This is a genomic window from Mesorhizobium yinganensis, assembly GCF_040081985.1.
Lineage (GTDB): Bacteria > Pseudomonadota > Alphaproteobacteria > Rhizobiales > Rhizobiaceae > Kumtagia > Kumtagia yinganensis.
In genome coordinates, this window is the sequence record NZ_JBEBMH010000007.1 from 47,711 (window position 1) to 72,949 (window position 25,239).

22 protein-coding genes are annotated in these 25,239 nt (G+C 63.8%); 6 read left to right on the forward strand and 16 right to left on the reverse strand.

All coding sequences use genetic code 11. The features are described from left to right. Window positions 1-33: 33 nt before the first annotated feature. On the reverse strand, window positions 34-1,323 hold the full coding sequence (locus ABMA59_RS15130) for an adenylosuccinate synthase (RefSeq protein WP_349006201.1): 1,290 nt from the start codon (window positions 1,321-1,323) through the stop codon (window positions 34-36). A gap of 278 nt (window positions 1,324-1,601) precedes the next feature. On the opposite strand from ABMA59_RS15130, the gene ABMA59_RS15135 reads away from it, so the two are divergent. The 3 genes from ABMA59_RS15135 (at window position 1,602) to ABMA59_RS15145 (ending at window position 3,272) form a co-directional block, all read left to right on the forward strand. Further along, the gene (locus ABMA59_RS15135) at window positions 1,602-1,853 is read left to right on the forward strand and encodes a FitA-like ribbon-helix-helix domain-containing protein (protein WP_349006202.1); all 252 of its coding nucleotides are present in this window, start codon (window positions 1,602-1,604) and stop codon (window positions 1,851-1,853) included. Then, on the forward strand, window positions 1,850-2,269 hold the full coding sequence (locus ABMA59_RS15140) for a type II toxin-antitoxin system VapC family toxin (RefSeq protein ID WP_349006203.1): 420 nt from the start codon (window positions 1,850-1,852) through the stop codon (window positions 2,267-2,269). The genes ABMA59_RS15135 and ABMA59_RS15140 overlap by 4 nt, the downstream gene beginning before the upstream one ends. Window positions 2,270-2,375: 106 nt before the next feature. After that, on the forward strand, window positions 2,376-3,272 hold the full coding sequence (locus tag ABMA59_RS15145; RefSeq protein WP_349006204.1) for a fructose bisphosphate aldolase: 897 nt from the start codon (window positions 2,376-2,378) through the stop codon (window positions 3,270-3,272). A 28-nt stretch (window positions 3,273-3,300) separates the two neighbouring features. Here ABMA59_RS15145 and serA read toward each other — a convergent pair whose 3' ends face one another. From serA to glmM, 5 genes are all read right to left on the reverse strand, one after another. Next, complete coding sequence (gene serA, locus ABMA59_RS15150; RefSeq protein ID WP_349006205.1) at window positions 3,301-4,899, reverse strand: phosphoglycerate dehydrogenase; 1,599 nt, start codon at window positions 4,897-4,899, stop codon at window positions 3,301-3,303. A gap of 176 nt (window positions 4,900-5,075) precedes the next feature. Continuing rightward, entirely contained in the window at window positions 5,076-6,254 is a 1,179-nt protein-coding gene (locus tag ABMA59_RS15155; protein WP_349006206.1) for a phosphoserine transaminase, read from the reverse strand. A gap of 193 nt (window positions 6,255-6,447) precedes the next feature. Further along, complete coding sequence (locus tag ABMA59_RS15160) at window positions 6,448-7,278, reverse strand: outer membrane protein (protein WP_349006207.1); 831 nt, start codon at window positions 7,276-7,278, stop codon at window positions 6,448-6,450. Window positions 7,279-7,478: 200 nt separating this feature from the next. Then, window positions 7,479-8,294, reverse strand: coding sequence for an outer membrane protein (locus ABMA59_RS15165; protein WP_349006208.1), 816 nt, complete (start codon window positions 8,292-8,294; stop codon window positions 7,479-7,481). Between the two features lie 535 nt (window positions 8,295-8,829). Next, window positions 8,830-10,182, reverse strand: a complete 1,353-nt coding sequence (gene glmM, locus ABMA59_RS15170; protein ID WP_349006209.1) for a phosphoglucosamine mutase — start codon at window positions 10,180-10,182, stop codon at window positions 8,830-8,832. A gap of 1,380 nt (window positions 10,183-11,562) precedes the next feature. Between glmM and ABMA59_RS37220 the strand changes: the two genes are divergently transcribed. Next, window positions 11,563-12,306 (forward strand): hypothetical protein, encoded by a 744-nt coding sequence (locus ABMA59_RS37220; RefSeq protein WP_425475924.1) that lies wholly within the window; start codon window positions 11,563-11,565, stop codon window positions 12,304-12,306. 520 nt (window positions 12,307-12,826) lie between these two features. Here ABMA59_RS37220 and ftsH read toward each other — a convergent pair. The 9 genes from ftsH to tolQ all read right to left on the reverse strand — a co-directional run bounded on the left by ftsH (window position 12,827) and on the right by tolQ (window position 22,332). Next, a complete protein-coding gene (ftsH, locus tag ABMA59_RS15180) occupies window positions 12,827-14,770 on the reverse strand; it encodes an ATP-dependent zinc metalloprotease FtsH (protein WP_349006211.1) in 1,944 nt (647 codons plus the stop codon). A 107-nt stretch (window positions 14,771-14,877) separates the two neighbouring features. Further along, window positions 14,878-16,248 (reverse strand): tRNA lysidine(34) synthetase TilS, encoded by a 1,371-nt coding sequence (gene tilS / locus ABMA59_RS15185; protein ID WP_349006212.1) that lies wholly within the window; start codon window positions 16,246-16,248, stop codon window positions 14,878-14,880. Then, the gene (gene ybgF / locus ABMA59_RS15190; RefSeq protein WP_349006213.1) at window positions 16,242-17,246 is read right to left on the reverse strand and encodes a tol-pal system protein YbgF; all 1,005 of its coding nucleotides are present in this window, start codon (window positions 17,244-17,246) and stop codon (window positions 16,242-16,244) included. The genes tilS and ybgF overlap by 7 nt, the downstream gene beginning before the upstream one ends. A gap of 158 nt (window positions 17,247-17,404) precedes the next feature. After that, window positions 17,405-17,755 (reverse strand): hypothetical protein, encoded by a 351-nt coding sequence (locus ABMA59_RS15195; RefSeq protein ID WP_349006214.1) that lies wholly within the window; start codon window positions 17,753-17,755, stop codon window positions 17,405-17,407. Window positions 17,756-17,842: 87 nt separating this feature from the next. Beyond that, a complete protein-coding gene (gene pal, locus ABMA59_RS15200; protein WP_349006215.1) occupies window positions 17,843-18,346 on the reverse strand; it encodes a peptidoglycan-associated lipoprotein Pal in 504 nt (167 codons plus the stop codon). 223 nt (window positions 18,347-18,569) lie between these two features. Beyond that, window positions 18,570-19,886 (reverse strand): Tol-Pal system beta propeller repeat protein TolB, encoded by a 1,317-nt coding sequence (gene tolB / locus ABMA59_RS15205; RefSeq protein ID WP_349006216.1) that lies wholly within the window; start codon window positions 19,884-19,886, stop codon window positions 18,570-18,572. 35 nt (window positions 19,887-19,921) lie between these two features. Next, window positions 19,922-21,139, reverse strand: coding sequence for a hypothetical protein (locus ABMA59_RS15210; RefSeq protein WP_349006217.1), 1,218 nt, complete (start codon window positions 21,137-21,139; stop codon window positions 19,922-19,924). A gap of 7 nt (window positions 21,140-21,146) precedes the next feature. Further along, complete coding sequence (gene tolR, locus ABMA59_RS15215; protein ID WP_349006218.1) at window positions 21,147-21,605, reverse strand: protein TolR; 459 nt, start codon at window positions 21,603-21,605, stop codon at window positions 21,147-21,149. Window positions 21,606-21,615: 10 nt separating this feature from the next. Next, window positions 21,616-22,332, reverse strand: a complete 717-nt coding sequence (tolQ, locus tag ABMA59_RS15220) for a protein TolQ (RefSeq protein WP_349006219.1) — start codon at window positions 22,330-22,332, stop codon at window positions 21,616-21,618. A 567-nt stretch (window positions 22,333-22,899) separates the two neighbouring features. Between tolQ and ABMA59_RS15225 the strand changes: the two genes are divergently transcribed. Further along, complete coding sequence (locus ABMA59_RS15225) at window positions 22,900-23,367, forward strand: acyltransferase (RefSeq protein WP_349006220.1); 468 nt, start codon at window positions 22,900-22,902, stop codon at window positions 23,365-23,367. On the opposite strand, the gene ybgC is transcribed toward ABMA59_RS15225, so the two are convergent. After that, the gene (ybgC, locus tag ABMA59_RS15230; protein ID WP_349006221.1) at window positions 23,364-23,849 is read right to left on the reverse strand and encodes a tol-pal system-associated acyl-CoA thioesterase; all 486 of its coding nucleotides are present in this window, start codon (window positions 23,847-23,849) and stop codon (window positions 23,364-23,366) included. The two genes, ABMA59_RS15225 and ybgC, sit on opposite strands and share 4 nt — an antisense overlap. A gap of 51 nt (window positions 23,850-23,900) precedes the next feature. On the opposite strand from ybgC, the gene ABMA59_RS15235 reads away from it, so the two are divergent. Next, window positions 23,901-25,151 carry a glycoside hydrolase family 5 protein gene (locus ABMA59_RS15235; RefSeq protein WP_425475925.1) on the forward strand — a complete coding sequence of 417 codons (1,251 nt, stop codon included), beginning with the start codon at window positions 23,901-23,903 and terminating at the stop codon, window positions 25,149-25,151. Window positions 25,152-25,239 lie beyond the last annotated feature (88 nt).

Genomic DNA, 25,239 nt, shown 5'->3' on the forward strand with positions numbered 1-25,239 from the left:
CGGCCGGCGGCGGCAGTTCGGGATTCGCCAAAATTAATCTTGAAACGGGTCGGTCACAAGTATCGTGTCGTCCCGTTCCGGACTGGTGGAAAGCAGCGCGACGGGCGCGCCGATCAGTTCCTCGATGTATCGCACGTATTTCACCGCCTGGGCCGGCAATTCGGCCCAGCTTCTCGCCCCGGCCGTCGTTTGCGACCACCCTTGGAGGGTTTCATAGATCGGTTTAACCGCAGCTTGTGCCCGCATTGAGGCAGGAAGATAGTCGATTCTCTGCCCGTCAAGCTCGTAACCGACGCATATTTTGATTTCCTTCAGGCCGTCGAGCACGTCCAGCTTGGTCAGCGCTATGCCCGTTATGCCCGAGGTCTTGACCGTCTGGCGCACCAGCACCGCGTCGAACCAGCCGCAGCGGCGCGGACGGCCGGTGTTGACGCCGACCTCCCGGCCGACGGTCGCCAGATGGCGGCCGATCTCGTCGTCGAGTTCGCAGGGGAACGGCCCTTCGCCGACGCGGGTCGTATAGGCCTTGGTGATGCCCAGCACATAGCCGATCGCCGTCGGGCCAAGGCCGGAGCCTGCCGCCGCCTGTCCTGCCACGGTGTTCGACGAGGTGACGAACGGATAGGTGCCGTGGTCATTGTCGAGCAGGGCGCCTTGAGCGCCCTCGAACAGGATGCGCGCGCCGGCGCGGCGCTTCTCGTCGAGCACGCGCCAGACCTGGTCCATGAAAGGCAGGATCTTTTCGGCGATCGAGGTCAGTTCCTCATGGATCGCAGCCGCTTCGATCTCGGCCAGGCCCATGCCGCGCCGCAGCGCGTTGTGGTGGGTGAGCAGCCGCTCGATCTTGAGCATCAGCGTCTCGGGCTCGGCGAGGTCGATCAGCCGGATGGCGCGGCGGCCGACCTTGTCCTCGTAAGCAGGGCCGATGCCGCGCCGCGTGGTGCCGATCTTGAGGGCGGAATTGGCGTCCTCGCGGATGCCGTCGAGTTCGCGATGCAGCGACAGGATCAGCGGTGCGTTGTCGGCGATGCGCAGCACCTCGGGCGTGATCGTAACCCCTTGGCCGCGCAGCTTCTCCATTTCCTGGACGAAATGATGCGGGTCGACGACCACGCCGTTGCCAATGACCGACAACTTGCCCTGGACGAGGCCGGATGGCAGCAGCGCGAGCTTGTAGCTGACGCCGCCGATGACCAGCGTGTGACCGGCATTGTGACCGCCATGGAAACGCACGACCACATCGGCGCGGTCGGCCAGCCAGTCGACGATCTTGCCCTTGCCTTCGTCGCCCCATTGCGAGCCGACGACCACCACATTGGCCATGTCATTTCCTCAAACACAGAAAGCCCGGAACCGGGCAACGGGCTTCTATAGCGGCAAGGTTACGCGAGCGCGACCTTTGTCATCGGTGAAAAAGGGATACGGGCACAATAATTTTCCGGATTTCAGACGGTTTCGCTCCGGCCGGCATATCGCCGGGCAAGGGTATAAGAGTTGGGAACGGGCTCGGGCGGAACGGTTTGCCGATGGAGAAACAAGGCAGACAAGTTTGGCGATCCGCCTCCAATATGCTATCACGATAGCAAATTGGGAGTTGAAACATGGGGCAAATCCTCGTCCGGCGCGTCGATGACAACCTGAAGACCCGCCTGAAGCAGCGGGCAGCAAGGCATGGCGTAAGCATGGAAGAAGAGGTGCGCGCCATCCTGCAGGATATCGTTCTGCGCGACGAACCGAGGGTGCCGGGTCTTGGCACCAGGATCGCTGAACTGTTCAAGGACATTCCCGGCAACGACGAACCGCTTCCACACCTTCCGGACGAGCCGGTCCGGCCGGCGCGGTTCGGCGAGTGATCGTTTTCGACACGAATGTCTTGTCCGCCCTGATGATGCCGGAGCGGAACGCTGCGATCGTCGAATGGGCTGACGGGCAGCCGGCGGAGTCGATCTGGACGACGGCGGTCTGCGTCCTGGAGATCAGGACTGGAATCCTGTTTCTGCCGGACGGCCGCCGAAAAGAGAGGCTCGGCGCGGGCTTCAGCCGACTGCTTCGGGAACAGCTTTCTGGCCGAATCCTGCCGTTCGATGCCGATGCCGCCGAGCGGGCGGCCGGAATCGCTGCCTCCCGGACACTCCGGGGCAGCAATGTTGGGACCTGGGACATCCAAATCGCCGGCATCGTCATTGTGCGAAATGCCACGCTGGCGACCCGCAACACCAAGGATTTTGGCGACCTCGACATCCGCCTGGTCAATCCCTGGAACGTTTGACCGGTTGCAGCGAGTCATCCCCGATTGCGCGCGCTTCGAACTCCGTGGCAATGTCTCCGAAACAGCAAAGGGCGCTCGATCCGACGTCCTCACAAGGGAGACCGGCATGAGCAATACCGAGATGATGGCACGGATGTCCAAAAGCCCGGGCTTCATCGCCGCGCTGGACCAGAGCGGCGGCTCGACGCCGGGCGCGCTGAAACTCTACGGCATTCCCGAGACCGCCTATAGCGGCGAGGCCGAGATGTTCAAGCTGGTGCATGAGATGCGGGTGCGCATCATGACCGCGCCGGCCTTCACCGGCGACAAGATCCTGGCGGCCATATTGTTCGAGCGCACGATGGACGGCTCGGTCGGCGACAGGCCGGTCCCATCCTATCTCTGGGAGCAGCGGAAGATCATTCCGTTCCTGAAGGTCGACAAGGGGCTGGAGGCAGAGAACGACGGCGTCAGCCTGATGAAGCCGATGCCGACGCTGGACCCGCTGCTGGAGCGCGCGGTCAAACTCGGCGTGTTCGGGACCAAGATGCGCTCCGTCATCAACCTGCCGTCGAAGACCGGCATTGCCGCGGTGGTGGCGCAGCAGTTCGACGTCGGCGCGCAGATCGCCGCGCACGGGCTGGTGCCGATCATCGAGCCGGAAGTCTCGATCAAGAGCCCCGACAAGCCCGGCGCCGAGGCGATCCTGCGTAGCGAGATTCTTGGCCGGCTCGACGCCCTGCCGCAGGACCGGAAGGTCATGCTCAAGCTGACGATCCCCGACCAGCCGGATTTTTATGCGCCGCTGGTCGAGCATCCGCGCGTCGCCCGGGTGGTGGCACTGTCGGGCGGCTATACCCGCGCCGACGCCTGCAGGCGGCTGGCCGAAAACCACGGCATGATCGCCAGTTTTTCGCGCGCCCTGGCTGAGGACCTCAGACATTCCATGAGCGACGCCGAGTTCCAGGCGGCGCTCAAAAAGTCGATCGACGAAATCTATGCCGCCTCGACCGTGAAGAGTTGAGTCGGCCGGCGGCCGGCCCGGGGTTCCATCAGGCCGCCGCCACGTCGAACTTCAGCGGCTTGGCGGAAACGATCTTCGGATTGGCGCGCAGTTCGGCCAGCACGTCCTCCGGGAACGGCGCATCGAGATAAAGCAGCGCGATGGCGTCGCCACCCGGCTTGTTGCGGCCGAGCTGGAAGTTGGCGATGTTGACGTTGTTCTTGCCGCAGATTGTGCCGAGCAGGCCGATGATGCCCGGTGCGTCGGGGTTGGTGGTATAGAGCATGTGCTGACCCACCTCGGCGTCGAGATTGATGCCCTTGATCTGGATGAAGCGCGGCTTGTGGTCGGAAAAGCAGGTGCCGGCGATCGAGCGCGTCTGCTTCTCGGTGGTTACCGTCAGCTTGATGTAGCCGTCGAACACGCCCGACTTGTCGCGCTTGACCTCCGACAGGACGATGCCGCGTTCCTTCACCATGATCGGCGCCGACACCATGTTGACGTCGGCCACCTGCGGCCGGATCAGGCCGGCGAGCGCGGCGCTGATCAGGGCGCGGGTGTTCATGCCGGCGGTCGCGCCATCGAACAGCAGCTCCACCTCGGTGATCGGCTCCTCGGTTACCTGGCCGACAAAGGCGCCCAGCACTTCGGCGAGCTTGATGAAGGGTTTCAGCCGCGGCGCTTCCTCGGCTGTGATGGAAGGCATATTGATGGCGTTTGAGACGGCGCCCTTGATCAGGTAGTCGGACATCTGCTCGGCGACCTGCAGCGCGACATTCTCCTGCGCCTCGCTGGTGGAGGCGCCGAGATGCGGCGTCGTCACCACATTCTCCATGCCGAACAGCGGGTGCTCGGTCGCCGGCTCGGTCTCGAACACGTCGATGCCGGCGCCGGCCACCTTGCCGCTCTTCAGTGCGGCGATGAGGTCCTTTTCGACGATCAGCCCGCCGCGCGCGCAATTGATGATGCGCACGCCATCCTTCATCTTGGCGATCGCCGCCGCGTCGATGATGTTGCGGGTCTTGTCGGTAAGCGGCGTGTGCAGGGTGATGAAGTCGGCGCGGTGGAACAGTTCCTCCAGTTCGACCTTCTCGACGCCGAGTTCGGTGGCGCGGCTCTCCGACAGGAACGGGTCGTAAGCGACGACATGCATCTTCAGGCCGACGCCGCGCGTCGCCACGATCGAGCCGATATTGCCGCAGCCGATGACGCCCAGCGTCTTGCCGGTGATTTCGACGCCCATGAAGCGGTTCTTTTCCCATTTTCCCGCATGGGTCGAGGCGTTGGCCTCCGGGATCTGGCGGGCCAGCGCGAACATCATGGCGATGGCGTGCTCGGCGGTGGTGATCGAATTGCCGAACGGCGTGTTCATGACGATGATGCCGCGGCGCGAGGCGGCGGGGATGTCGACATTGTCGACGCCGATGCCGGCGCGGCCGATGACCTTCAGATTGGTCGCGGCGGCGATCAGTTTTTCCGTGACCTTTGTCGCCGAGCGGATGGCAAGGCCGTCATACTGCCCGATCACTTCGAGTAGTTTATCCTTGTCCTTGCCGAGATCGGGTAAATAGTCGACCTCGACGCCGCGATCCCTAAAGATCTGCACGGCGGTGGTGGAGAGTTTGTCGGAAACGAGTACGCGGGGCATGGGAATCCTCTGCGATTGGCTTCCCTCCCCCTTGCGGGGAGGGTGGTCGCGCAGCGACCGGGTGGGGTCCTAGCGGCCGAACTCGGCCTGTCCTTGTTGAAAGTCGGAGCGGTGGAGATAACCCCACCCGGCCGCTTCGCGGCCACCCTCCAGCAAGGGGGAGGGGGAACGTCGCATTATGCCGCCGCCTTCAGCGCCGCCTTCTGCTGCGCAAAGGCCCAGTCGAGCCAGGGCGTCAGCTTGCGCAAATCGTCGGTCTCGACGGTCGCGCCGCACCAGATGCGCAGGCCGGGCGGGGCGTCGCGGTAGCTGGCGATGTCGTAGGCCACCTTCTCCGCCTCAAGCGCCGCCGTGAACGCCTTCACGAAAGCCTGCTGGCCGGCATCGTCCAGACCGGCAACGGCCGGATCGACAAAACGCAGGCAGACGGAGGTGTTGGAGCGCGTCGCCTCGACTTCGGCAAGGAAGTCCACAGCCGCATTCTCCGCCACCCAATCCGCCAGCACGGCGGCATTGGCGTCGGCGCGGGCGACCAGCCCGTCCAGCTTGCCGACCGACTTCGCCCATTCCAGCGCGTCGATATAGTCCTCGACGCACAGCATGGACGGCGTGTTGATGGTCTCGCCCTTGAAGATGCCCTCGATCAGCTTGCCGCCCGAGGTCAGCCGGAAAATCTTCGGCAGCGGCCAGTCGGGCTTGTAGGTCTCAAGCCGCTCGACGGCGCGCGGCGACAGGATCAGCATGCCGTGCGCGCCCTCGCCGCCCAGAACTTTTTGCCAAGAGAAGGTCACGACGTCGAGTTTCGAAAAGTCCAGCCGTTGGGCAAAAGCCGCCGAAGTGGCGTCGCAGATGGTCAGGCCCTTGCGGTCGGCCGGGATGAAATCGGCATCGGCAACACGCACGCCCGATGTCGTGCCGTTCCAGGTGAAGACCACGTCGCGGTCGAAATCGACTTTCGCGAGGTCCGGTAGCGCGCCATAGGGCGCCTCGAAAATCCGCGCGTCCTTCAGCTTTAGCTGCTTGGCGACATCGGTCACCCAGCCGGCGCCAAAACTTTCCCAGGCCAGCATGTCGACGCCGCGCGCACCGAGCAGCGACCACATCGCCATCTCGACGGCGCCGGTGTCGGAGGCCGGCACGATGCCGATGCGGTAGTCGGCGGGAACCTCAAGCACTTCGCGCGTCAGCGCGATTGCCTGCTCCAGCTTGGTCTTGCCGATCTTGGCGCGGTGGGAACGGCCGAGCGCGGCATTCCTCAGCGCCTCGACCGACCAGCCGGGGCGTTTCGCGCAGGGACCTGAGGAGAAATTGGGGTTTGCCGGACGGAGTCCGGGCTTGGAGACGGTCGTCGTCATTGTGGCTATCCTTCCAGATAGAAAGCCCCTCGTTGGGGAGGGGTGTCCCACTGGCGGAAATATTCGGTCGCTCATTTGCCGTCAAGGGCAAAGTTTTCGTCGTATCCGGAACAGGATGCCGCAGGGGCAGCGCCAAAAGCGAACGGCGGGCAAAAGCCCGCCGCGAGGATACCGTGCCGCCGTAGCGGCATGCTCACCAGATTTCGTAACGCAGGCCGAGGCGGATTTCGTGCTGCGAGAGGTCGCTGTCCTTGCCCTTGATGCTCAGTCCGTCGCTGGCCCAGCTAAACATATCGCCATTGTCGATCTGCTTGTAGCGATAGCCGACATCGACCTTCCAGTTGTTGGTAAGATCATAGGCCGCGCCCGCCATGAGGGCGTAGGTGAAGCGCCAGTCGCTCTCGCCGCCCATGCTGCTGGAGCCTGCAAAGGTCGAGTCCGGGCAGGCCGCATCGCCGTCGACGCAGTAGTATTTCGATCCGAGATCGGACCAACTGACATAGCTGAAACCGAGGCCGCCGCCGACATAGGGGGTGAAACCGGCATAGGTGCCGAGGTCGACATAACCATTGGCCATGACGCTGATGGCGGACATGTCGGCGCTGTCGGAGGAACGGCAGCCCGTGCCGTCGAGGTCCGGATCGTCGGAGCAAGGCACCAAGCTGCTGGTGCTTCCGGAAAAATCGGAGCGGAACCCGTCGACCGTGGCGTCGGCGCGGAACCATTCGTTGAACTGGTAACCGACGCCGCCGCCGAAGGTGAAATCATTGTCCAGCGAGGCGCTGTTGAAGGAGGAATTCGTGGAGTTCACTCCGTCGGATATGGTGTAGGAGTATCGTCCGGAATCCTGCGAGAAGATGTAGCCTATGTCGCCGCGCAGGTACCATCCCGAGCCGACTTCCACGGGAACGAATTCTTCCGCGGTCTCCACCACCACCGGCGGTTCGTAGTCCGCCGCGGCGGCCTGGGACAGCGGGAACGCGGTGGCGGCGAGCAGCAAGGCGAAGCGTCTGGCTAGAAACATGGTCAGGATACTCCTCATACGACGATGACGCCGACAGTTCATCCATCGCGGTCGAGAAGTATTGTTAACCATAACGGTTAAATCAGCGTTAAGCCTAACCGATCCTTTACGCCGCTGGTTAAGTTTTGAACTTTGCGCGGTGCAAAACAAAACCGCCCGGCACAAGGCCGGGCGGTCGGGATCGGGATCTCGTCGTGCGACTACTGCTTGTAGACCGGCGCCGGCTCGTACGGGACCGGGGCGACGCAGCCATTGCTGCCGCTGAACTGATAGCGCAGGCCCGCGCGTACTTCATGCGTGTTGAAGCCGTCGTCGTAACCCGGGCCGGCATTGGCCGTGTAGCCGAACATCTGGCCGCCATCGATATGCGAGAAACGATAGCCGACGTCGAGTTTCGTGGTGTCGGTCAGGCAGTAGGAAACACCCGCCATGGCGGCATAGGCAAACCGCCAGTTGCCGTCGCCGTCATGCGTGAATTCGCCATTGTCGTCGTTGTTGACCAGATTGTCCCATTTGACATACGCGCCGCCGATGCCCGCGCCGACATAGGGCGTGAAGCCGTTATAGGTGCCGAGGTCGACATAGGCGTTGGCGAGCATCAGGAAGGCTTGCACGGACGAACTGTCGGATGACGTGCAGGGCACGTCGCCGCAGAAACCTTCGGTGCTGCCGTCGAAGTCCGCACTGAAGAAATAATCGCCCGTCAGGTCGACGCGGAAATAGTCGTTGACTTGGTAACCGATACCGGCGCCGAGCGACATGGCGCCCTTCAGGTCGCCGTCAAGATTGCCCATCTCGCCATCCGTTCCGTAGAGAACGTAGTCGGCGCCACGGAAATCCGACCAGTGGTAATCGATGTCGCCGCGAATGTACCATCCGCCGACATTCGGCGCATAGACGACCGGCTCGACGGGCGCCTCCACAACCGGCGGTTCGACATAGTCCGCCGCGAGCGCGGGCAGTGCGGCGCCACTTGCGAGGACGGCCGCGAGGCCCGCGATTCCAAGTCTGAACATTTTCAATACCCCACGTTCCCCGGGACTAGGCACTCGCCCGAAAGAGGTTGAACTCGACGTGGACAATGAAGGGTAAAGGTTAAGGTGCGCTTAACCCTGTTGCTTAACCATGATCGGGCCTAGGCCGGCATTGCCGATTATGGCGGACGCTTTTGCGGGATCTCGGAGCCGCGTCCGGAATGGTCCGATCTACCGCAGAGGCGGCGTTGCGCCGCGCGGACGCAATGGAGACGAGGGGCTGGTGGACCGAATTCCGGCGCCGGCATCTTTGACGGCGGAAGCAAAGCTTGGCCGGGCTGCCGAGGTGGGTTGAAATGCCGGCAATGGCTCAGCGGAGCGCGATGAGGCGGACTGCCTGAACGCCGGCGCCGATGATTGCATCGACTGCTGGCCGCAGCGTCCAAATTCGCGCGTCGGACGAACGAGCGGTCTCCGCGGCCAACTCCGTCGTGAGCGGATCGTGCCGCGGGAGTTTGATTATGCGCTTGGGCGGGCGAGGCGGCGAAAGCCACGCCCGCTCATCGGGCAGGCGAAATCAGGCCGCCGAGCGCAGTTCGGAAATCACGCCGACAAGATCGTCCACAACCGCTTCGACCAGGCCCCGGTCGTCGCCTTCCGCCATGACGCGGATCAGCGGCTCGGTTCCGGACGGACGGATAACCAGCCTGCCGGCTTTGCCGAGGCGGCTGCGGGCGTCCTCGATGGCGGCCTTCACCGTCGTGGATTCGAGCGGCTTGCCTCCCGAGATCCGAACGTTTTTCAGCAGTTGCGGCACAGGTTCGAATTTCCGGCAAAGCTCGCTGACCGGCTTGTTGGAGCGCTTGATGCAGGCCAGCACCTGCAGCGCCGACACCAGCCCGTCACCGGTGGTCGAGAAGTCGGACAGGATGATGTGGCCGGACTGCTCGCCGCCGACATTGAAGCCGTGGGCGCGCATGTGCTCGACGACGTAGCGGTCGCCGACCTGGGTGCGGAAGAGCTGAAGATCCCGATCCGTCAGGAAGCGCTCAAGGCCCAGATTGGACATGATGGTGGTGACGACACCGCCGCCGGCCAGGCGGCCGTTCTGCTGCCACGCCTCAGCGATCAGGGCGATGATCTGGTCCCCGTCGACGACGGTCCCGTTCTCGTCGACGATGATCATGCGATCGGCGTCGCCGTCGAGCGCGATGCCGATGTCGGCGCGGACCTCGTGCACCTTCTTGGCGAGGCTGGCAGGATGCGTCGAGCCGCAATCCTGGTTGATGTTGAAGCCGTTGGGCTCGTTGTTGATCGTGAAGACTTCTGCGCCGAGTTCCCACAGAGCGGCGGGGGCCACCTTGTAGCCGGCGCCGTGCGCGCAATCGATGACGATGCGAAGGCCGGCCAGCGACATGGAGCGCGGCAGCGTCCGCTTGGCGAACTCGATGTAGCGGTCATGCACGCCGTCGACGCGCTTGGCGCGGCCCAATCCTTCCGCATCGGCCAACGCGATGTCGACGTCGCTGTCCAGCAGGCTCTCGATGCGCATCTCGATCTCGTCGGAGAGCTTGTAGCCGTCCGGTCCGAACAGTTTTATGCCGTTGTCGTAATAAGGGTTGTGGGAGGCGGAGATCATCACGCCGATATCGGCGCGCAGCGAGCGCGCCAGCATGGCGACCGCGGGCGTCGGGATCGGGCCGAGAAGGAATACGTCCATGCCGGCCGCGCAGAAACCCGCGACCATGGCGTTCTCGATCATGTAACCGGACAGCCGCGTATCCTTGCCGAGCACGACGCGGTGGCGGTGCTTGCCGCGCTGGAAGGAGAGACCGGCGGCCATACCCACCTTCATGGCCACTTCCGCGGTCATTGGATGCTTGTTGGCGCGTCCCCGGATTCCATCCGTTCCGAAATACTTTCTCGTCATTCAGGTATGTCCCCAAACCAACTCGATGACGCAGCCTTTGCCACAAATCGGGCAACCGGCCTGCATCACAAAGTGTGAGTATGTGTTACGAATCCCTTAGAAGTCATTTCCACATTCCAATTCTGACTTCATCCGTCGATTCGCGATTGCATGATTGCGGCTTGTCGCCGCTCTGCCCCTGTCGAAAGTCAAGCTCGTCCCGAACATCTGGGTCCGGCAAGCCAATAAACTGTTTTTGTTTAATTTTTTGATGACACGAGGATTAAGACATCCGACCTGCCGGTCGGCGACTGTCGCGCCGTGAAGCACGTCCTTTCCCATAGAACAGCGATGTCGCCCAAATGCCTTCCCCGCGTGAGGTCGCATTTGATCTTAGCAGAATGTGGCATGTCCGTGGCAATCGGCCTTAATTCGGCTCTGCAAATACCCGCGGTATCGCCGAATGGCGCAGATCGGGGAGAGGGCCGTTGCGTTTAGCGGCCAAGAGGATGACCCGTCGACCTTCAACTGCGTATCCACGTCATCCTGCGTCAAGCGGCATACGGAAGCACCCGCAGCCGATGCCTAGGCTCTGTTGGACGCCGCACCCATATGCCGGATGGCATCGTCATCGTCCCGCCGCTTTGGCGAAAGACCCTACGGTTGTAGCGCAATTCACTGGCCCAGCCGTTCGTTGCACGCTATGAACTGCAAGGGACTTTTGTGAGCAGGAGGCGACCTATGCTCATCACTCGACTTACCACCCTTTCCTGCCTAGCTGTGTTCGTATCCTTGATGGCCGCGCCGGCGAGCGCGCTGACCATGGCCGAATGCAGCGCCAAATATAACGCCGCCAAGGAGGCTGGCACCCTCGGTACGATGAAGTGGAATGATTTCCGCAAGGCGGAGTGCGGCAGCGACGCCAGCGCAGTCGCGGAACCTGAACCCGCGAAACCTGCGAAGAAGGCGGCTACGTCCGAGACCTCGGGCGAAACCGCCAAAGGCCTGAGCAGGGCCGAATGCAGCGCCAAGTATAACGCCGCCAAGGAGGCGGGCACGCTTGGCGGCCTGAAATGGAACGATTTCCGCAAGGCCGAATGCGGCCCTGGCGCGAGTGCGACGGCTGCCGCCGCTCCGGCGAAAACGGAGAAGGCGAGCAAGGCAACCGCGTCCGAAACCACGGATGAGACTGCAAAGGGCCTGACCATGGCCGAATGCAGCGCCAAGTATAACGCCGCCAAGGAGGCGGGTACGCTCGGCGGCCAGAAGTGGAACGAGTTCCGCAAGGCCCAATGCGGCCCCGGTGCAAGCGCGACGGCTGCCGCCGCTCCGGCGAAAACGGAGAAGGCGAGCAAGGCAACCGCGTCCGAAACCACGGATGAGACTGCAAAGGGCCTGACCATGGCCGAATGCAGCGCCAAGTATAATGCCGCCAAGGAGGCCGGTACGCTCGGCGGCCAGAAGTGGAACGAGTTCCGCAAGGCCGAATGCGGCCCCGGCGCAAGCGCGACGGCTGCAGCCGCTCCGGCGAAAACGGAGAAGGCGACCAAGGCAACCGGGTCCGAAACCACGGATGAGGCTGCCAAGGGCCTGACCATGGCCGAATGCAGCGCCAAGTATAATGCCGCCAAGGAGGCGGGTACGCTCGGCGGCCAGAAGTGGAACGAGTTCCGTAAGGCCGAATGCGGCCCTGGGGCGAGCGCGACCGCTGCCGCCGCGCCGGCCAAAGCCGGAAAATCAAGCGCTGCTACGGACACCGGCAAGGGCCTGACAATGGCCGAGTGCAGCGCAAAATACCAGGCGGCCAAGGCCGGCGGTTCGCTGAACGGCATGAAATGGAACGATTTCCGCAAATCGTCATGCGGCGCGAATGCTTCGGATGACGAAACGGTGCCGGCCGCCGACGAAGCCAACTACACCAGCGAGCCGGAAACGCCGACCACCGTCGCGCCACGTGGCGTCAAATTCCCCACCGCGATCTCGCGAAAATTCTCGAACGAGAACCCCGGCAAGGCCCGGATGCACACCTGCCTGGAGCAATATTATGCCAACAAGGATGCCGATGCGCTGGGTGGCCTGCGCTGGATCCAGAAGGGCGGCGGCTTCTACAGCCTGTGCAACGCCAAGCTGAAGGCCAATTCCTGAGCGATTTGATTGGGCGTTCGGCCGGCGAAGCCCAGCTTCGCCGGCCTTTTCTTTGCGTTCTCAACTGGAAGCGTAGGCCCAGGCGGTGGTGCTCAACCTCCCGTCAACTCCAAAAAATGACGCCATTCCATCGGCTTATCGCGAAAGCAGCTTGAAACGCGGATGGTAACCTGGCGCGAACCGGTTTCACGCACGACGCGGCGCGCCTTCGCCGCGCTTGGGGCAGGCCGACCGGTAATATCGACCTGAGGGGCTCAATGGATTTTCAGGGTCCGGGATTGTTGCGATGCCGGATATCGTTTTTCGTCGTGCCGATCCACGGTGAATTCACTACGCCGCCGATCTTGCTCGCGGTGTCGCTTGGTGCGTTGGTCGCTTCAATCGACAAATCATTGTCGATTGATCGGCCTTCGGCCGACCGCTCTACCCGCCGGGGTCCCGTTGCCTCCGGCAACTCCCCGGCGTTCGAAACCTTTCACCGTGCCGCCGGCACGTTGAATTCGCTGCGCGAACCGGTTTCTCACCCCTGCGGTTGGGGCTCCATGCCGCCTTCGGATTCCTCGCCGCCCTTCTTGCGGCGGCCGCCGGTAGCGCCGGCCTTCGGCACGGCCGAACCACGGCTCGGCGGCGTGTCGTCGCCAAGGTCCCGCGACGGCTTCTTGCCGGCGATCAACTGCTTGATCTCGTCGCCGGACAGCGTCTCGTATTCCAGCAGTCCCTCGGCGATGGCGATCCACTCATCCCTGTGGACGGTGAGGATACGGGTCGCTTCGTTGTAGGCCTCGTCGATCAGGCGGCGCACCTCGGCGTCGATGATCTTGGCCGTCTCGCCCGACACGTTCTGCGTGCGCGCCACCGAATGGCCGAGGAACACCTCTTCCTGGTTCTCGCCATAGGCGACCTGACCGAGTTTCTCCGAGAAGCCCCAGCGGGTCACCATGGCGCGGGCGAGTTTTGTCGCCTGCTCGATGTCGGAGGAGGCGCCGGACGTGATGTTCTCCTTGCCGAACTTGATCTCCTCGGCGACGCGGCCGCCCATCATGATCACCAGCCGCGACGTCATCCACTTGTAGCTCATCGAGTAGCGGTCGCCTTCCGGCAACTGCATGACCATGCCCAGCGCGCGGCCGCGCGGGATGATAGTCGCCTTGTGCAGCGGATCGGCGGCCGGGACCTGCAGGGCGGTGATGGCGTGGCCGGCCTCATGATAGGCGGTCAGTTCCTTCTCTTCCTGCGTCATGGCGGTCGAGCGGCGCTCCGCCCCCATCATGATCTTGTCCTTGGCGTCCTCGAACTCCTGCATGGTGACCAGGCGCTTGTTGCGCCGCGCCGCCATCAGCGCCGCCTCGTTGACGAGGTTCATCAGGTCGGCGCCGGAGAAGCCCGGCGTGCCGCGTGCCACGGTCTTGAGGTCGACATTCGGCGCCAGCGGCACGTTGCGCACATGGACCTTGAGGATCTTCTCGCGGCCGATGATGTCGGGGTTCGGCACGACGACCTGGCGGTCGAAGCGGCCCGGACGCAGCAGCGCCGGGTCGAGCACGTCCGGCCGGTTGGTGGCGGCGATCAGGATGATCGATTCGTTGGATTCGAAACCGTCCATCTCGACCAGCAACTGGTTCAGCGTCTGCTCGCGCTCGTCATTGCCGCCGCCGAGGCCGGCGCCGCGATGGCGGCCGACGGCGTCGATCTCGTCGATAAAGATGATGCAGGGCGCGTTCTTCTTGGCCTGGTCGAACATGTCGCGGACGCGGCTCGCGCCGACGCCGACGAACATCTCGACGAAGTCCGAACCGGAAATGGTGAAGAACGGCACGTTGGCCTCGCCGGCGACGGAGCGCGCGAGAAGCGTCTTACCGGTGCCGGGAGGGCCGACCAGCAGCACGCCGCGCGGAATCTTGCCGCCGAGGCGCTGGAACTTCTGCGGGTCGCGTAGGAACTCGACGATCTCCTCAAGATCCTGCTTGGCTTCGTCGACGCCCGCCACGTCCTGGAAGGTGATGCGGCCATGCGCCTCTGTCAGCAGCTTGGCCTTCGACTTGCCGAAACCCATGGCACGGCCGGACCCCGACTGCATCTGGCGCATGAAGAAGATCCAGACGCCGAGGATGAGGATCATCGGCAGCCACGAGATCAGCATGCTGACGATGCCGCCCGAACCCTCGGTCTCGGGACGCGCGGTGATGGTGACGCCCTTTTCCTCAAGCCGCGAAACCAGGGTCGGGTCGCCCGGCGAGTAGGTCTGGAAACCGGCGGAATTGTCGGAATAGGAGCCGGTGATCCGGTCACCGACGATGGTGACGGTCTTGATGCGGCCCGACGAGAGGTCTTTCAGGAAATCCGAATAGGCCACCTCGGAAGTAGCCCCACGCGCTGCCGGTCCGGTCTGGAACAGATTGAACAGCGCGATGAGCAGCACGGCGATGATCGCCCACAGCGCGAGGTTGCGATAATTCGGATTCATCAAGTGTCCCGTTCACACCCGGCTTAGGGCATGCGTCCAGAGTAATATGCGTCCCGAGTAACATAGGGAGGACTGGCCATATTGCCAAGCAAAACCCCTCTAAGCAGTTAAGCTTGCCCGACATTGTGACGGGGGCATGGCGGCCCGGGAATTGCGGGTGCGCCGACGAGTCTCGAAACGGCGCGCGCAAGCTCGATGTCGAAGCATGGAAGGAAGCGCGCGTAGAGCGACAGGACAGGCGTTGCTTGCCAGCTTCCAACCGTATCTGCATCAGCATCGGGCGGCATGCCGGCTGCTCGTACACCCTGGCTCAAAAGTACGGGCCGGGACAGACGCGCAAGACGAATCAGACTTTTAGGCGCGGCACGTTCTTCCTCGGTTTCACCGACGAGCTCGCCGGCGGTTGGCGCGATCGACGTCGCGGCCGGGGATCCGACAGCCGAAACGCGAAATCGCCCGTCCCAGATCATGCCCGGGAACGCAGGCTCCGGTTCGGGCAATCCGCGCCGTTCGCGGCAGAGCCAGACACCGTCACGCCGGGAGGCGACGAACGTCCGCGACAAAGTGGCGCGACATGGCGGGTCGGAAAGGCGCGCCGCCAAGGCGGCGGTCCGCTCCTCATCCGGCAGATGCGGCACGCCGCCTGCGACGGCCAGCAGGACACGCAGTGCATGAATGGCCGCCGGTTCACCGGCGTTGCCAAGAAAGCCTGCATCGAGTTGGATCAAGCCGGCCTCGGCCTCCCGGGCGAAGCTTGAGATCAAAGAAGCAGCGCGATGGCCGAGTTCCTCGCGCCGCGCCGCATTCTGGCGGGCAATCTCCAGAAGCGCCTCGGTGCCGACATCCGCATCGTATGAGGCGGCCAGTTCCGACCGGATTCGGGCACGTTCGGATCGCCGGTCGGCATTGCTCGGATCGTCGATCCAGCCGATGGAATTTTGGCGCAGGAAGTCTCGCAGCATTTCGCGGCGCGTGTCGAGAAGCGGCCTTGCAATCCAGACCTTTCCGTCGAACAGCGTGGCCGGCGCCATGCCCGCCAGACCCATGCCGTCGCCGCGTTGCCGGCGCATGAACACCGTCTCCGCCTGGTCGTCGGCGGTGTGCGCGGTGAGGATCATGTCGGTGCCAATTTCCTCGGCGGTCGTCGCGAGAAGGCGATAACGCGCCTCGCGTGCCACGGCGGCGAGGCCCGTGGCTGGTTTCGGCCCGTTCCAGCGCAAAATCCGGTGCTCGACGCCCAGCCGTGCAGCCAGTTCCCCAACGGCCGATGCTTCGTCGGCGGATTCCACGCGCAACCCGTGGTCGACCGTAACCGCGACGAGGCGCGTCGGAATGGCCGCGCGGTCGATGAAAGCCTTCAGCAGCAGGAACAGCGCCGTCGAATCGCTGCCGCCGGAAACCGCGGCAATGACAACGGAGCGGTTTTCAAATCCGTATCTGGAAATCGCTTCGAGCAGATCGCCCGGCGGGCTCAGCACGCAGCCAGCGCCTGTTCCTGCTTCACGCGCTCCTTGAGCGCGGATGAGATGTTCGGATAGCGCTTTCCGACCTCGCCGAAAGTGGCGCAGGCCACTTCGCGCTGGTTCAACCCAACAAGCGAGATGCCGAGCTTCAGCAGCATGTCCGGGGCCTTCTTGGCCTTGGGATAGGCTTTGCTCGCGGCCAGGAAGGTTTCGGCGGCGTCGCGGTATTTCTTCTGCCCAAGCAGCGCTTCGCCCAGCCAGAAATGCGCATCGGCGGCGCGCTCGTTCTGCGGAAATCGTTCGATATGGTCGCGGAAACCGGTCTCGGCGGTGGAATAGTCGCCGGAGAGGATGAACTGGTAGGAATTCCGGTAGAGTTCCTCCGGGTCATCGGTCGGCGGCAGCGCGGCGACGATCGACCCGCCATTCTGCTTGGGAGCAGGCGTATCTGATCCGGCGCTGGGCGCGGCATTCTTCGCCGGCGCGGTTTCGACCGAGCGCACATTGCCGTTCTTGTCGACTGTGATCGTTCCGAAGGTCTTTTGCGGAGCGCCGAGATTGGGATCGGTGGCATTGGTCGTGTCGTTGGCGATGACGCCAGCGACACTGTCCTCGGCGGGCTTCTCCTGGGTCGCCGGCGTATCGCCGGCGACTTTACGGTTCGACTTGCCGGAGGCGTCGGACTTCTTCTCGAGTTCCTGGAAGCGGAATTCGTTGTCCTCCTGCATCTTCCGGATCTGCTCCTGCAACTGCAGGATCTGGAAGTTCAGTTCCTCGACGGTGCCGTTGAGGGTGCGGATCTGTTCCTCCAGGTTCACCACGCGCGGGTCGGAAGCCTGCGCCACGCGGTAGCTGCCGTCGGCCGGAGAGGCATCGAACACCCCTGGCAGCCCGGCGGCGGGACGCTGGACGGCGATGCCATGGTCGGTGGCGGCGATGTCGCGCGCCTCGACGGCGGCAACCGAAAGGAGCATCGCGGCAAGCGTGCCGCTCAGGATCGATCGAAAATACATGGGCGTCTCATGATTGGTGAAGGCTGCGGTTCAGCGGCCGCGGCAACGACGCAAAACACTTCCGATGCGGCACGCATCGGCCTTTTATCAGGCCGCGAGACTTCGGCCAAATTTTGTTTCGCGTTTCACGTCGGTGACGAATTCGACCCGAACGGAGGTCAGTGCGGGTCCATTGCGGGCAGGTCCAAATGCTGTTCGACCCGACGCATGCGGGCTTCGAGTTCGCTGATCAGGACGCCATGGCCGATCACCGAGCTGTGGTATTCCATCACGGCCCGGCGCAACCCGACGATCTGCTCGCCCAACTCCTTGCGCGTCTTCTTGTCTTCGGCCTGCAAGGTTGCGATGTCGGAAGCAACGTCGGCGCGCAGCGAATGCACCTCCGATCGTAGGTCCGCTCCCAGGCTTGCCATCTCTGATCGCAAGTCGGATATGTCAATCCGGGTTGCCATCTCGGCGCGCATGTCGCGCAGCAGGCGCAGGATGAGACTGTCGGGTTCGTCGCTCATGTGGCTTTCATACCACACTGCCGCGCAAGCGCAAACGGCGGCCCGGGGGCCGCCGTTGGGTGTTCATCGACCGGGATTCTCAGGTGATCAGCTTCCGGCGCCGCTCAGCGTCGTGACCGCGCGGCGGTTCTGCGACCAGCAGGAAATGTCGTCGCAGACGGCGACCGGGCGTTCCTTGCCGTAGGAAATGGTCTTCAGGCGGCCGCCGGCGACGCCCCTGGAGATCAGATAGTCGCGCGTCGCGGCGGCGCGGCGGGCGCCCAGCGCAAGGTTGTATTCGCGCGTGCCGCGTTCGTCGGCATGGCCTTCGACGACGATGGCATAGTTGCGGTACTTGTTCAGCCACTGCGCCTGGCGGCCCAGCGTCTGCTGCGCATCGGCGCGGATGGCGGACGAATCGGTGTCGAAGAAGATGCGGTCGCCGACATTGACCGTGAAATCCTGCGCCGAACCGGGCGTCGCGGCGCCGGCGCCCAGCCCGAGATCGGCGGCGCTGTTCGGCGTCTTCTTGGAGGCGCAGCCGGCGATGGCGAGCGTCGCGACCAGCGCGATCATGACAGGGTTCGTGGTGAGCTTTGCGATGCGGCGCATCCCGCCTCTCCTTAATATGTGAGTGAAATCATTGAGCGTTGAGTAACCACGTTTGGGTTAACCGCCGCTCAACGGACATGGTTAACGCTCTCTTGCATGCCGCCGTCCACGGCTGCCGTCCAATGTCACAAGTCGCCCGCACGCTGGGCGGAAATGCGACGAAAACGCGGCGAGGTCATGAAACTTCGCCGCGTCGAGACCAATATCGGTCGTGGTTGACGGCCTATTCCAGCAATGGCGACCAGGCCGGATCGGACGCATAGTTCTTGGTCGGGATCGGCTGCTCGTTGCGGCCGGTCAGGTCGATCGAGAACAGGCGCGGCCCGCCTGAGCCCGCCGCTTCCTTGAAGAACATGATGTAACGGCCGTTCGGCGCCCAGGTCGGGCCTTCCTGCTGGAAGCCGGAGGACAGGATGCGTTCGCCCGAACCGTCGGTGCGCATCACGCCGATCTGGAACTCGCCGCCGGTCTGCTTGGTGAACGCGATCAGGTCGCCGCGCGGCGACCAGACCGGCGTCGAATAGGAGCCGCCGCCGAAGGAGACGCGGGTCTGGCCCGAGCCGTCGGCCCCCATGACGTAGATTTGCGGCTGGCCGCCGCGATCCGACGTGAAGACGATCTTCGATCCGTCCGGCGAATAGGAGGGCGAGGTGTCGATCGAGTTGGAACTGGTGAGCCGGGTCGTCGTGCGGCTGCGCAGGTCCATGGCGTAGATGTTGGAATTGCCGTCGTCGCGCAGCAGGCTCATGATCACCCTTTGCCCGTCCGGCGAGAAGCGCGGCGCGAAGGTCATGCCCGGGAAATTGCCGACGAGTTCGCGCTGCCCGGTCTCGATCTGCAGGAGATAGACGCGCGGCTGGCCTCCCTCATAGGACATGTAGGTGATTTCCTGGCGCGTTGGCGAGAAGCGCGGCGTGAGCGCGATGGCGCGGCCGTCGGAGAGGTAGCGCACATTGGCGCCGTCCTGGTCCATGATCGCGAGACGCTTCTTGCGGTCGTTCTTGGCGCCGGATTCGTCGATGAAAACGACGCGCGTGTCGAAATAGCCCTTCTCGCCGGTCAGGCGCTCATAGATGGCGTCGGCGATGATGTGGGCGACGCGGCGCATGTTGGCCTTTGACGAAAAGAACTGCTCGCCCACCAGTTGCTGGCCGGCAAAAGTATCCCAGAGCCGGAACTCGGCCTTCAGCCGGCCATCGGCCTCCTGGCTGACCCGCCCGGTGACGAGCGCCTGGGCATTGATCACCTTCCAGTCCTCGAAGCGGGGCGCCGCGTCGGGATTCGATATCTTTTCGATGAAGGCGCCCTTGTCGATCGGCGCGAACAGGCCGGAGCGCTGAAGGTCGGCGGCAACGATCTGCGAGATTTCCGAGCCGGTTCCATCGCCAGACAAAAAGTCGGTGATGGCGATCGGCAGCGGCTCGACTACGCCCTTGTTGACGTCGATCTCGACGAGCGCCCGGGCCGGCAAGGTCGCCAACGCGGCAAAACCCGTGGCGATGGTCACCACCGTGAGAAATGACGCCAGAAATTTCTTCATTCGATTGAACCTCGTTCGCAAGATCCCGGAGACGGTCAGTACATCTCGCTTGGATCGAAATTGACGATCACGTCCGCCCAGGATTCATATTTCTCCACCGGCAGCGTGTAGGGCGAGCACCGTGCCACCGCACGCCGCGCCGCTTCCGCGGCGGCGCGCTCGACACCGCTGGAGCCGCCGCCCGAAATGATTTCCGGGCTGCCTTCGAGAGCGCCCGTGCGGTCAAGCTTGAACTTCACGGACACGCGCAGCTTGTCGCCATCCATCGCGCCGGCGGGAATGTTCCAGCAGCGCTGGACCTGGCCGCGCAGCGCGTCCATTTCGCTCTGCGACAGTTTCGAGCCGCCGGTATTTTTCTCGCCGCCGAGCGCCGCCGTCTGCGTCGAACGCTTGGCGCCGCCGCCCTTGGTCTTGTCCTTGTTGAGCAGCGCTTCGACCTGCTTCTCGATCGATCCCGTATCGTCGGACTGCGGCTTGGAAGAGGCCTCCTTGACCGGCTTTTCCGACGATTTGCGGTCGGGCGCCTTGGCGCTCTGCGCCTCGGCGGGTTTTGGCCGGGCCTGCGGCGCGGGGGCGGACGTCGGTAGCTGGACGCTCTCCTCCGTCGGTGCCGGCTTCTCCTCGGCTATGGCCTCCGCGATGGCGTCGGGCTTGGACGGTTCGATGGCCGCAACCGTCTCCTCGGGTTGTTCGGCCGGCTTGGGCTCCGGCTGCTTCACGGGCTCGGGTTTTGGCTCCGGCGGCTTCACCGGTTCGGGCTCCGGCTGCTTGACCGGTTCCGGTTTCGGCTCGGGTTCCTTCACCGGCTCGGGCTTTACTTCTTCCTTGGGTTCCGGGACCGGAGCGACCTCCGTGGCGGGAACCGGTTTGGGTTCCTCCTTCGGCTTCGGGGTCTCTTCCGGCTTGGGCTTTTCGACCGGTTTTGGCGCGGGCGCGGCCGCCTCGGCGGTCTTCACCGGCGTCGGCTTGCCGTCGGGCGTCGGCGGATTTTCGGTATCTATGTCGTTGTCGCCGATCTTCTGGGCGTCGGCCACGACGTCCGGGCGGGTGGTCGGCGTCGGCGCGGCCTTCTCCGCCATCGGCGCCTTCTTGTCGCCCTCCTGGATCTGCGTCATCTCCGAAAGCGGCACGATGTCGACGGGCAGCGCCTCGACGTCGGCGACTTCGAGCGGCGCCGGTGCCGACAGCGCGAACAGGCCGAAGCCGAGCAGCGCCGCGTGCAGGACAACCGATGTTGTGAGGCCGGCCTTCATTCCAGACTCAGGTGCCTTGTTCCGGCAGGCTGACCAGGCCGATGTTCTTGAAACCGGCCGAGCTGATCACCGCCATGACCTTCATCACCGTGCCGTAGTCGGCCATCTTGTCGCCGCGGATGAAGATGCGTTCCTCATAACCCGTCTTGGCGATCGCCTGCAGCTTCGGCACCACCTCTTCCATCGGGATCTCGGTCTCCTGAAGATGGATCTGACCGGTTTGATTCACCGAAATTGTGATCGGCTGCGTGTCGGCGTTCATCGCCTTGGCCTGCGTCTCCGGCAGGTCGATCGGCACGCCGACGGTGAGCAGGGGCGCGGCCACCATGAAGATTATGAGCAGCACCAGCATCACGTCGACGAAGGGCGTGACGTTGATTTCCGACATCAGGCCGTGATGGCGTCCGCGCCTTCTATGGCCGCGTCCGCCTCGTCCAGACCGTGCCGCGCCTACCGACATTCCCATCGTCTGATCCTCACGCCGCCCGCTGCTGCGGTATCTTCTCGTCGATCTGGCGCGAGAGGATGGCCGAGAACTCGTCGGCAAAACCCTCCATGCGCACCCCCAGCTTACCGGCGTCCGACGACAGCTTGTTGTAGGCGATGACGGCGGGGATGGCGGCGAGCAGGCCGATGGCGGTGGCGAGCAGCGCCTCGGCGATGCCGGGCGCCACCACCGCCAGATTGGTCGACTTGGAGCCGGCGATGGCCTGGAACGAGGTCATGATGCCGACCACCGTGCCGAACAGGCCGATGAAGGGGGCTGCCGAACCGATGGTTGCGAGAAAACCCAGCCGGCCCTCCAGCCGCTCCATCTCGCGGGTCAGCGCCAGGTCCATCGCCTTGTCGATGCGGTTTTGCAATCCGATCGGCGATTTCGCGCCCTTCTCGAAGCTCTTCTTCCATTCGCGCATGGCGGCGACGAAGATCGAGCCCATGCCGGTCGGCTTGCGCTCCGACAGCGTCCGGTAGAGGTCGTCGAGCGACTGCCCGGACCAGAACACCTGCTCGAAGCGGCTCAGCGAGCGGCGCATGCGCGCATAGGCAAGGATCTTGTCGATCACGATCGCCCAGGTCCAGATCGAGGCGGCGAGCAGGCCGAGCATGACCAGCTTGACCACCCAGCCGGCTTGCAGGAAGAGCGCCCAAACTGACAACTGCACGCCCGGCTCGGCGAGAGGTAGGTTTTCCATCGTCAGACAGTCCTTAAAGATATCCGGGCGTCAGCCCCCGGCCAGCCCCTTGGCAGCATTCCGTTTCGTGTCGCGGCGCTCTACGCGCGCCTGCCCTGAAATACGCCGATGCCGGCCTTTTCGGGGCAAAGTTTGGTGAAAGGAAGGCGGCGCACGCCGACGATTTTCACCCGTCCTTCATGGACCGTTATGGTTAACGAGAGGTTAGGGGAAAGGGCCTGCGGTTCACCGGTCGTGCCGGTCGTCGCGGAGACGCTGGGCTGCTAGGAATGTGACCCACCCGCCGAACCGAAAAATGTCGGCGGTCGCTGTTCGTGCCGACAGGGGTTGCGGTATAGGCGGGTCATGGCGGTCAAAATCAACATTTCTGCAGTTCTGGACAGGCTGAACCGAGCGCTGTCGTGGCCGCTTTTCAACCGGATGGGGTCCAGGGGCCGCCTGGTTGCCGCCGAAGCACGATCGCTGCGCGGCCGGGCAATCGTCCCGACCGGCACGGGCAATTTGGTGGAGATCGGAAAAGGCGCCCGTTTTCACGGCAGCATCAAATTCATGGGCGACAACAACAAGGTGCTCATCGGCAAGAATTGTTTTTTCAACGGCAGGATCACCCTGAAGGGAAGCGGCCAGACCGTCGTATTCGGCGATCAATCCACCGCTCAGGACGTCCATATTATCTGTGTCGAAGATTGCCACGTCCATATCGGGAAATGGTGCATGTTGTCCCGCGAGATTGAAATCCGAACTTCGGACGCGCATTCGATAATCGACCCCAAGACCGGCAAGCGTGTGAATTCACCGGCTTCGATTGAGATCGGCGACCATGTCTGGGTGGGCATGCGGGCGATCGTCAACAAAGGTGCAATTGTTCCGTCCGACAGCGTCGTGGCGGCTATGTCCTTCATGAACGGCCAATTCGAGGAGCAGGGCGTGATCCTGGCAGGCGCGCCGGCGCGGATCGTGAAGCGCGGCGTGACCTGGAACAGCGTGCGAAAGTCCGTGTTCGACAAAAAGGAGATGGACCGCTGGAAGCGTTAAAGCGCTTTTCGCGGCTCGGGCTTCGGCATGAACGCCGGCAGCCACTCCTTCGGAAACCGTCGCGGCCGTCCGTTCTCGCCGACGATCGCCGCCTCGACCCGTGCCTTGACCAGCACCTCGCCGCCGCGCGAAAGGGTCTGGGCCATGAAGATGCGGGCGCCCGAAATATCCTCGGTACGGGTGTCGATGGTCAAAATGTCGTCGATGCGGGCCGGCGCGACGAAGTCGATCTCCATGCGCCGCAGCACCCAGACAATGCGCTCGCCGTGCTTTCCGTCCAGGAGTTCGGTGTGATGAACGCCGGCCATGCGCAGATAATCGGAGCGCCCGCGCTCCAGAAACTCCAGATATCGCGCGTGATAGACGACGCCGGAAAAGTCGGTGTCGGCATAATAGACACGCGCCGCCAGCCGGTGGCCGGTTTCCGTGAGCATCCCCGTCAGGCCGGCGGCAAGGGCGGATTCTTCACCATGATCGCCCATCGCTCTTTCCTTTTGCCCACCGTGCTGACACCTATCGCCGCGATGAACCGGATGGCACTTATGTTTGGGATGTTCAAGGCCTGCCTGCTGGCGGCCACGCTCGCCGCCTTGATGGCGTCTCCGGCGGCTGCCGCCAGCTTTTCGGCCAAGCGCGGCATCAATCTCGACATCTGGACCACCTGGCCGCCGGAAGAAAAATGGGGCGAGCGCGATGTCATCCTGCCCTTTCCGGAGTGGCGGAGGTTTCTCAAGCCGGCCGACCTGGAGGCGTTGAAGGCCGACGGCTTCGATTTCGTGCGCATGCCGGTCGATCCCGTGCCGTTCCTGTCCGAGCGCTCGGCGTCGCTCACCGACGACCTTTTGCTGTCGGTGCGTGACTCGGCGCGGCTGGTCAACGCAGCCGGGCTGAAAGTCGTCGTCGACATGCACATCGTGCCGGCCGGCGGCAATCGCAGCCTCGGTACCAAGGACGTGCTGGACGATGATGCGACGTTCGACCGCTATGTCGAGCTGCTGCGCCGCATGGCCAGCACGCTGGCCATGGAAGACCCGTCCATGGTGGCGTTCGAACTGATGAACGAGCCGACGCTGGGCTGCGAAGGCGCGGAGGCAAAGGCATGGGCCGACCGGCTGCACCGGCTGTTCGCCGCGGCGCGGGCCTCCGCGACCCGGCTGACCCTTGTCCTCACCGGCGCCTGCTGGAGCAGCGCCGAGGGCCTTGCCGCGCTCGATCCAAAAACCTTCCCGGACGACAATCTGATGTGGGGTTTTCACTCCTACGACCCGTTCGTCCTGACCCATCAGGGCGCGACCTGGACCGGAGACTTCATCAACTATGTCACCGGCATTCCCTATCCGCCCGACGCGGTGCCCCGCGAGGAACTGGATGCGGCGGTCGCCAAGGTCAAGGCAAGGATCGACGCGGAGGCGCCGTGGTCGCGGCGCGCCGGCATGAAGAGCTACTTCGACGAACTGCTCGGCGAGATCGACACGAAGGAAAAACTCGCGGCGGTGATGGAAAAGCCGTTCGCCACGGTCGCGGCCTGGGCGAAGACGAACGGCATCGCGCCGGCGGACATCCTGTTCGGCGAGTTCGGCATGATCCGCCAGGAATGGAAGGGCGACTACATCGCCCCGCCCGAGCAGCGAGCCGCCTACTATCGCGACATGATAGCTCATGCCGAACAGCACGGTTTCGCCTGGTCCATCTGGGGTTACGGCGGAGCCTTCGGCGTCGTCGAATCCTTCGAAGGCAAGAAGGCCGAGCCGGCGGTGCTGGACATGGTGCGGAAGCTTCCCTAGCCGGCATTTTTCGCATGCGATAGCACCCGCCGCGATTCACGCCCTGCGCGACAGGGCAATCGCATATGGGCTATCCCCACCCCTAACT

Coding starts and splice junctions, on each gene's coding strand:
- ABMA59_RS15130 (WP_349006201.1), bottom strand. CDS start 1,323: ATGGCCAATGTGGTGGTCGTCGGCTCGCAATGGGGCGACGAAGGCAAG.
- ABMA59_RS15135 (WP_349006202.1), top strand. CDS start 1,602: ATGGGGCAAATCCTCGTCCGGCGCGTCGATGACAACCTGAAGACCCGC.
- ABMA59_RS15145 (WP_349006204.1), top strand. CDS start 2,376: ATGAGCAATACCGAGATGATGGCACGGATGTCCAAAAGCCCGGGCTTC.
- serA (WP_349006205.1), bottom strand. CDS start 4,899: ATGCCCCGCGTACTCGTTTCCGACAAACTCTCCACCACCGCCGTGCAG.
- ABMA59_RS15155 (WP_349006206.1), bottom strand. CDS start 6,254: ATGACGACGACCGTCTCCAAGCCCGGACTCCGTCCGGCAAACCCCAAT.
- ABMA59_RS15160 (WP_349006207.1), bottom strand. CDS start 7,278: ATGTTTCTAGCCAGACGCTTCGCCTTGCTGCTCGCCGCCACCGCGTTC.
- ABMA59_RS15165 (WP_349006208.1), bottom strand. CDS start 8,294: ATGTTCAGACTTGGAATCGCGGGCCTCGCGGCCGTCCTCGCAAGTGGC.
- glmM (WP_349006209.1), bottom strand. CDS start 10,182: ATGACGAGAAAGTATTTCGGAACGGATGGAATCCGGGGACGCGCCAAC.
- ABMA59_RS37220 (WP_425475924.1), top strand. CDS start 11,563: ATGGCCGAATGCAGCGCCAAGTATAATGCCGCCAAGGAGGCCGGTACG.
- ftsH (WP_349006211.1), bottom strand. CDS start 14,770: ATGAATCCGAATTATCGCAACCTCGCGCTGTGGGCGATCATCGCCGTG.
- ybgF (WP_349006213.1), bottom strand. CDS start 17,246: ATGTATTTTCGATCGATCCTGAGCGGCACGCTTGCCGCGATGCTCCTT.
- ABMA59_RS15195 (WP_349006214.1), bottom strand. CDS start 17,755: ATGAGCGACGAACCCGACAGTCTCATCCTGCGCCTGCTGCGCGACATG.
- pal (WP_349006215.1), bottom strand. CDS start 18,346: ATGCGCCGCATCGCAAAGCTCACCACGAACCCTGTCATGATCGCGCTG.
- tolB (WP_349006216.1), bottom strand. CDS start 19,886: ATGAAGAAATTTCTGGCGTCATTTCTCACGGTGGTGACCATCGCCACG.
- ABMA59_RS15210 (WP_349006217.1), bottom strand. CDS start 21,139: ATGAAGGCCGGCCTCACAACATCGGTTGTCCTGCACGCGGCGCTGCTC.
- tolR (WP_349006218.1), bottom strand. CDS start 21,605: ATGGGAATGTCGGTAGGCGCGGCACGGTCTGGACGAGGCGGACGCGGC.
- tolQ (WP_349006219.1), bottom strand. CDS start 22,332: ATGGAAAACCTACCTCTCGCCGAGCCGGGCGTGCAGTTGTCAGTTTGG.
- ybgC (WP_349006221.1), bottom strand. CDS start 23,849: ATGGGCGATCATGGTGAAGAATCCGCCCTTGCCGCCGGCCTGACGGGG.
- ABMA59_RS15235 (WP_425475925.1), top strand. CDS start 23,901: ATGGCACTTATGTTTGGGATGTTCAAGGCCTGCCTGCTGGCGGCCACG.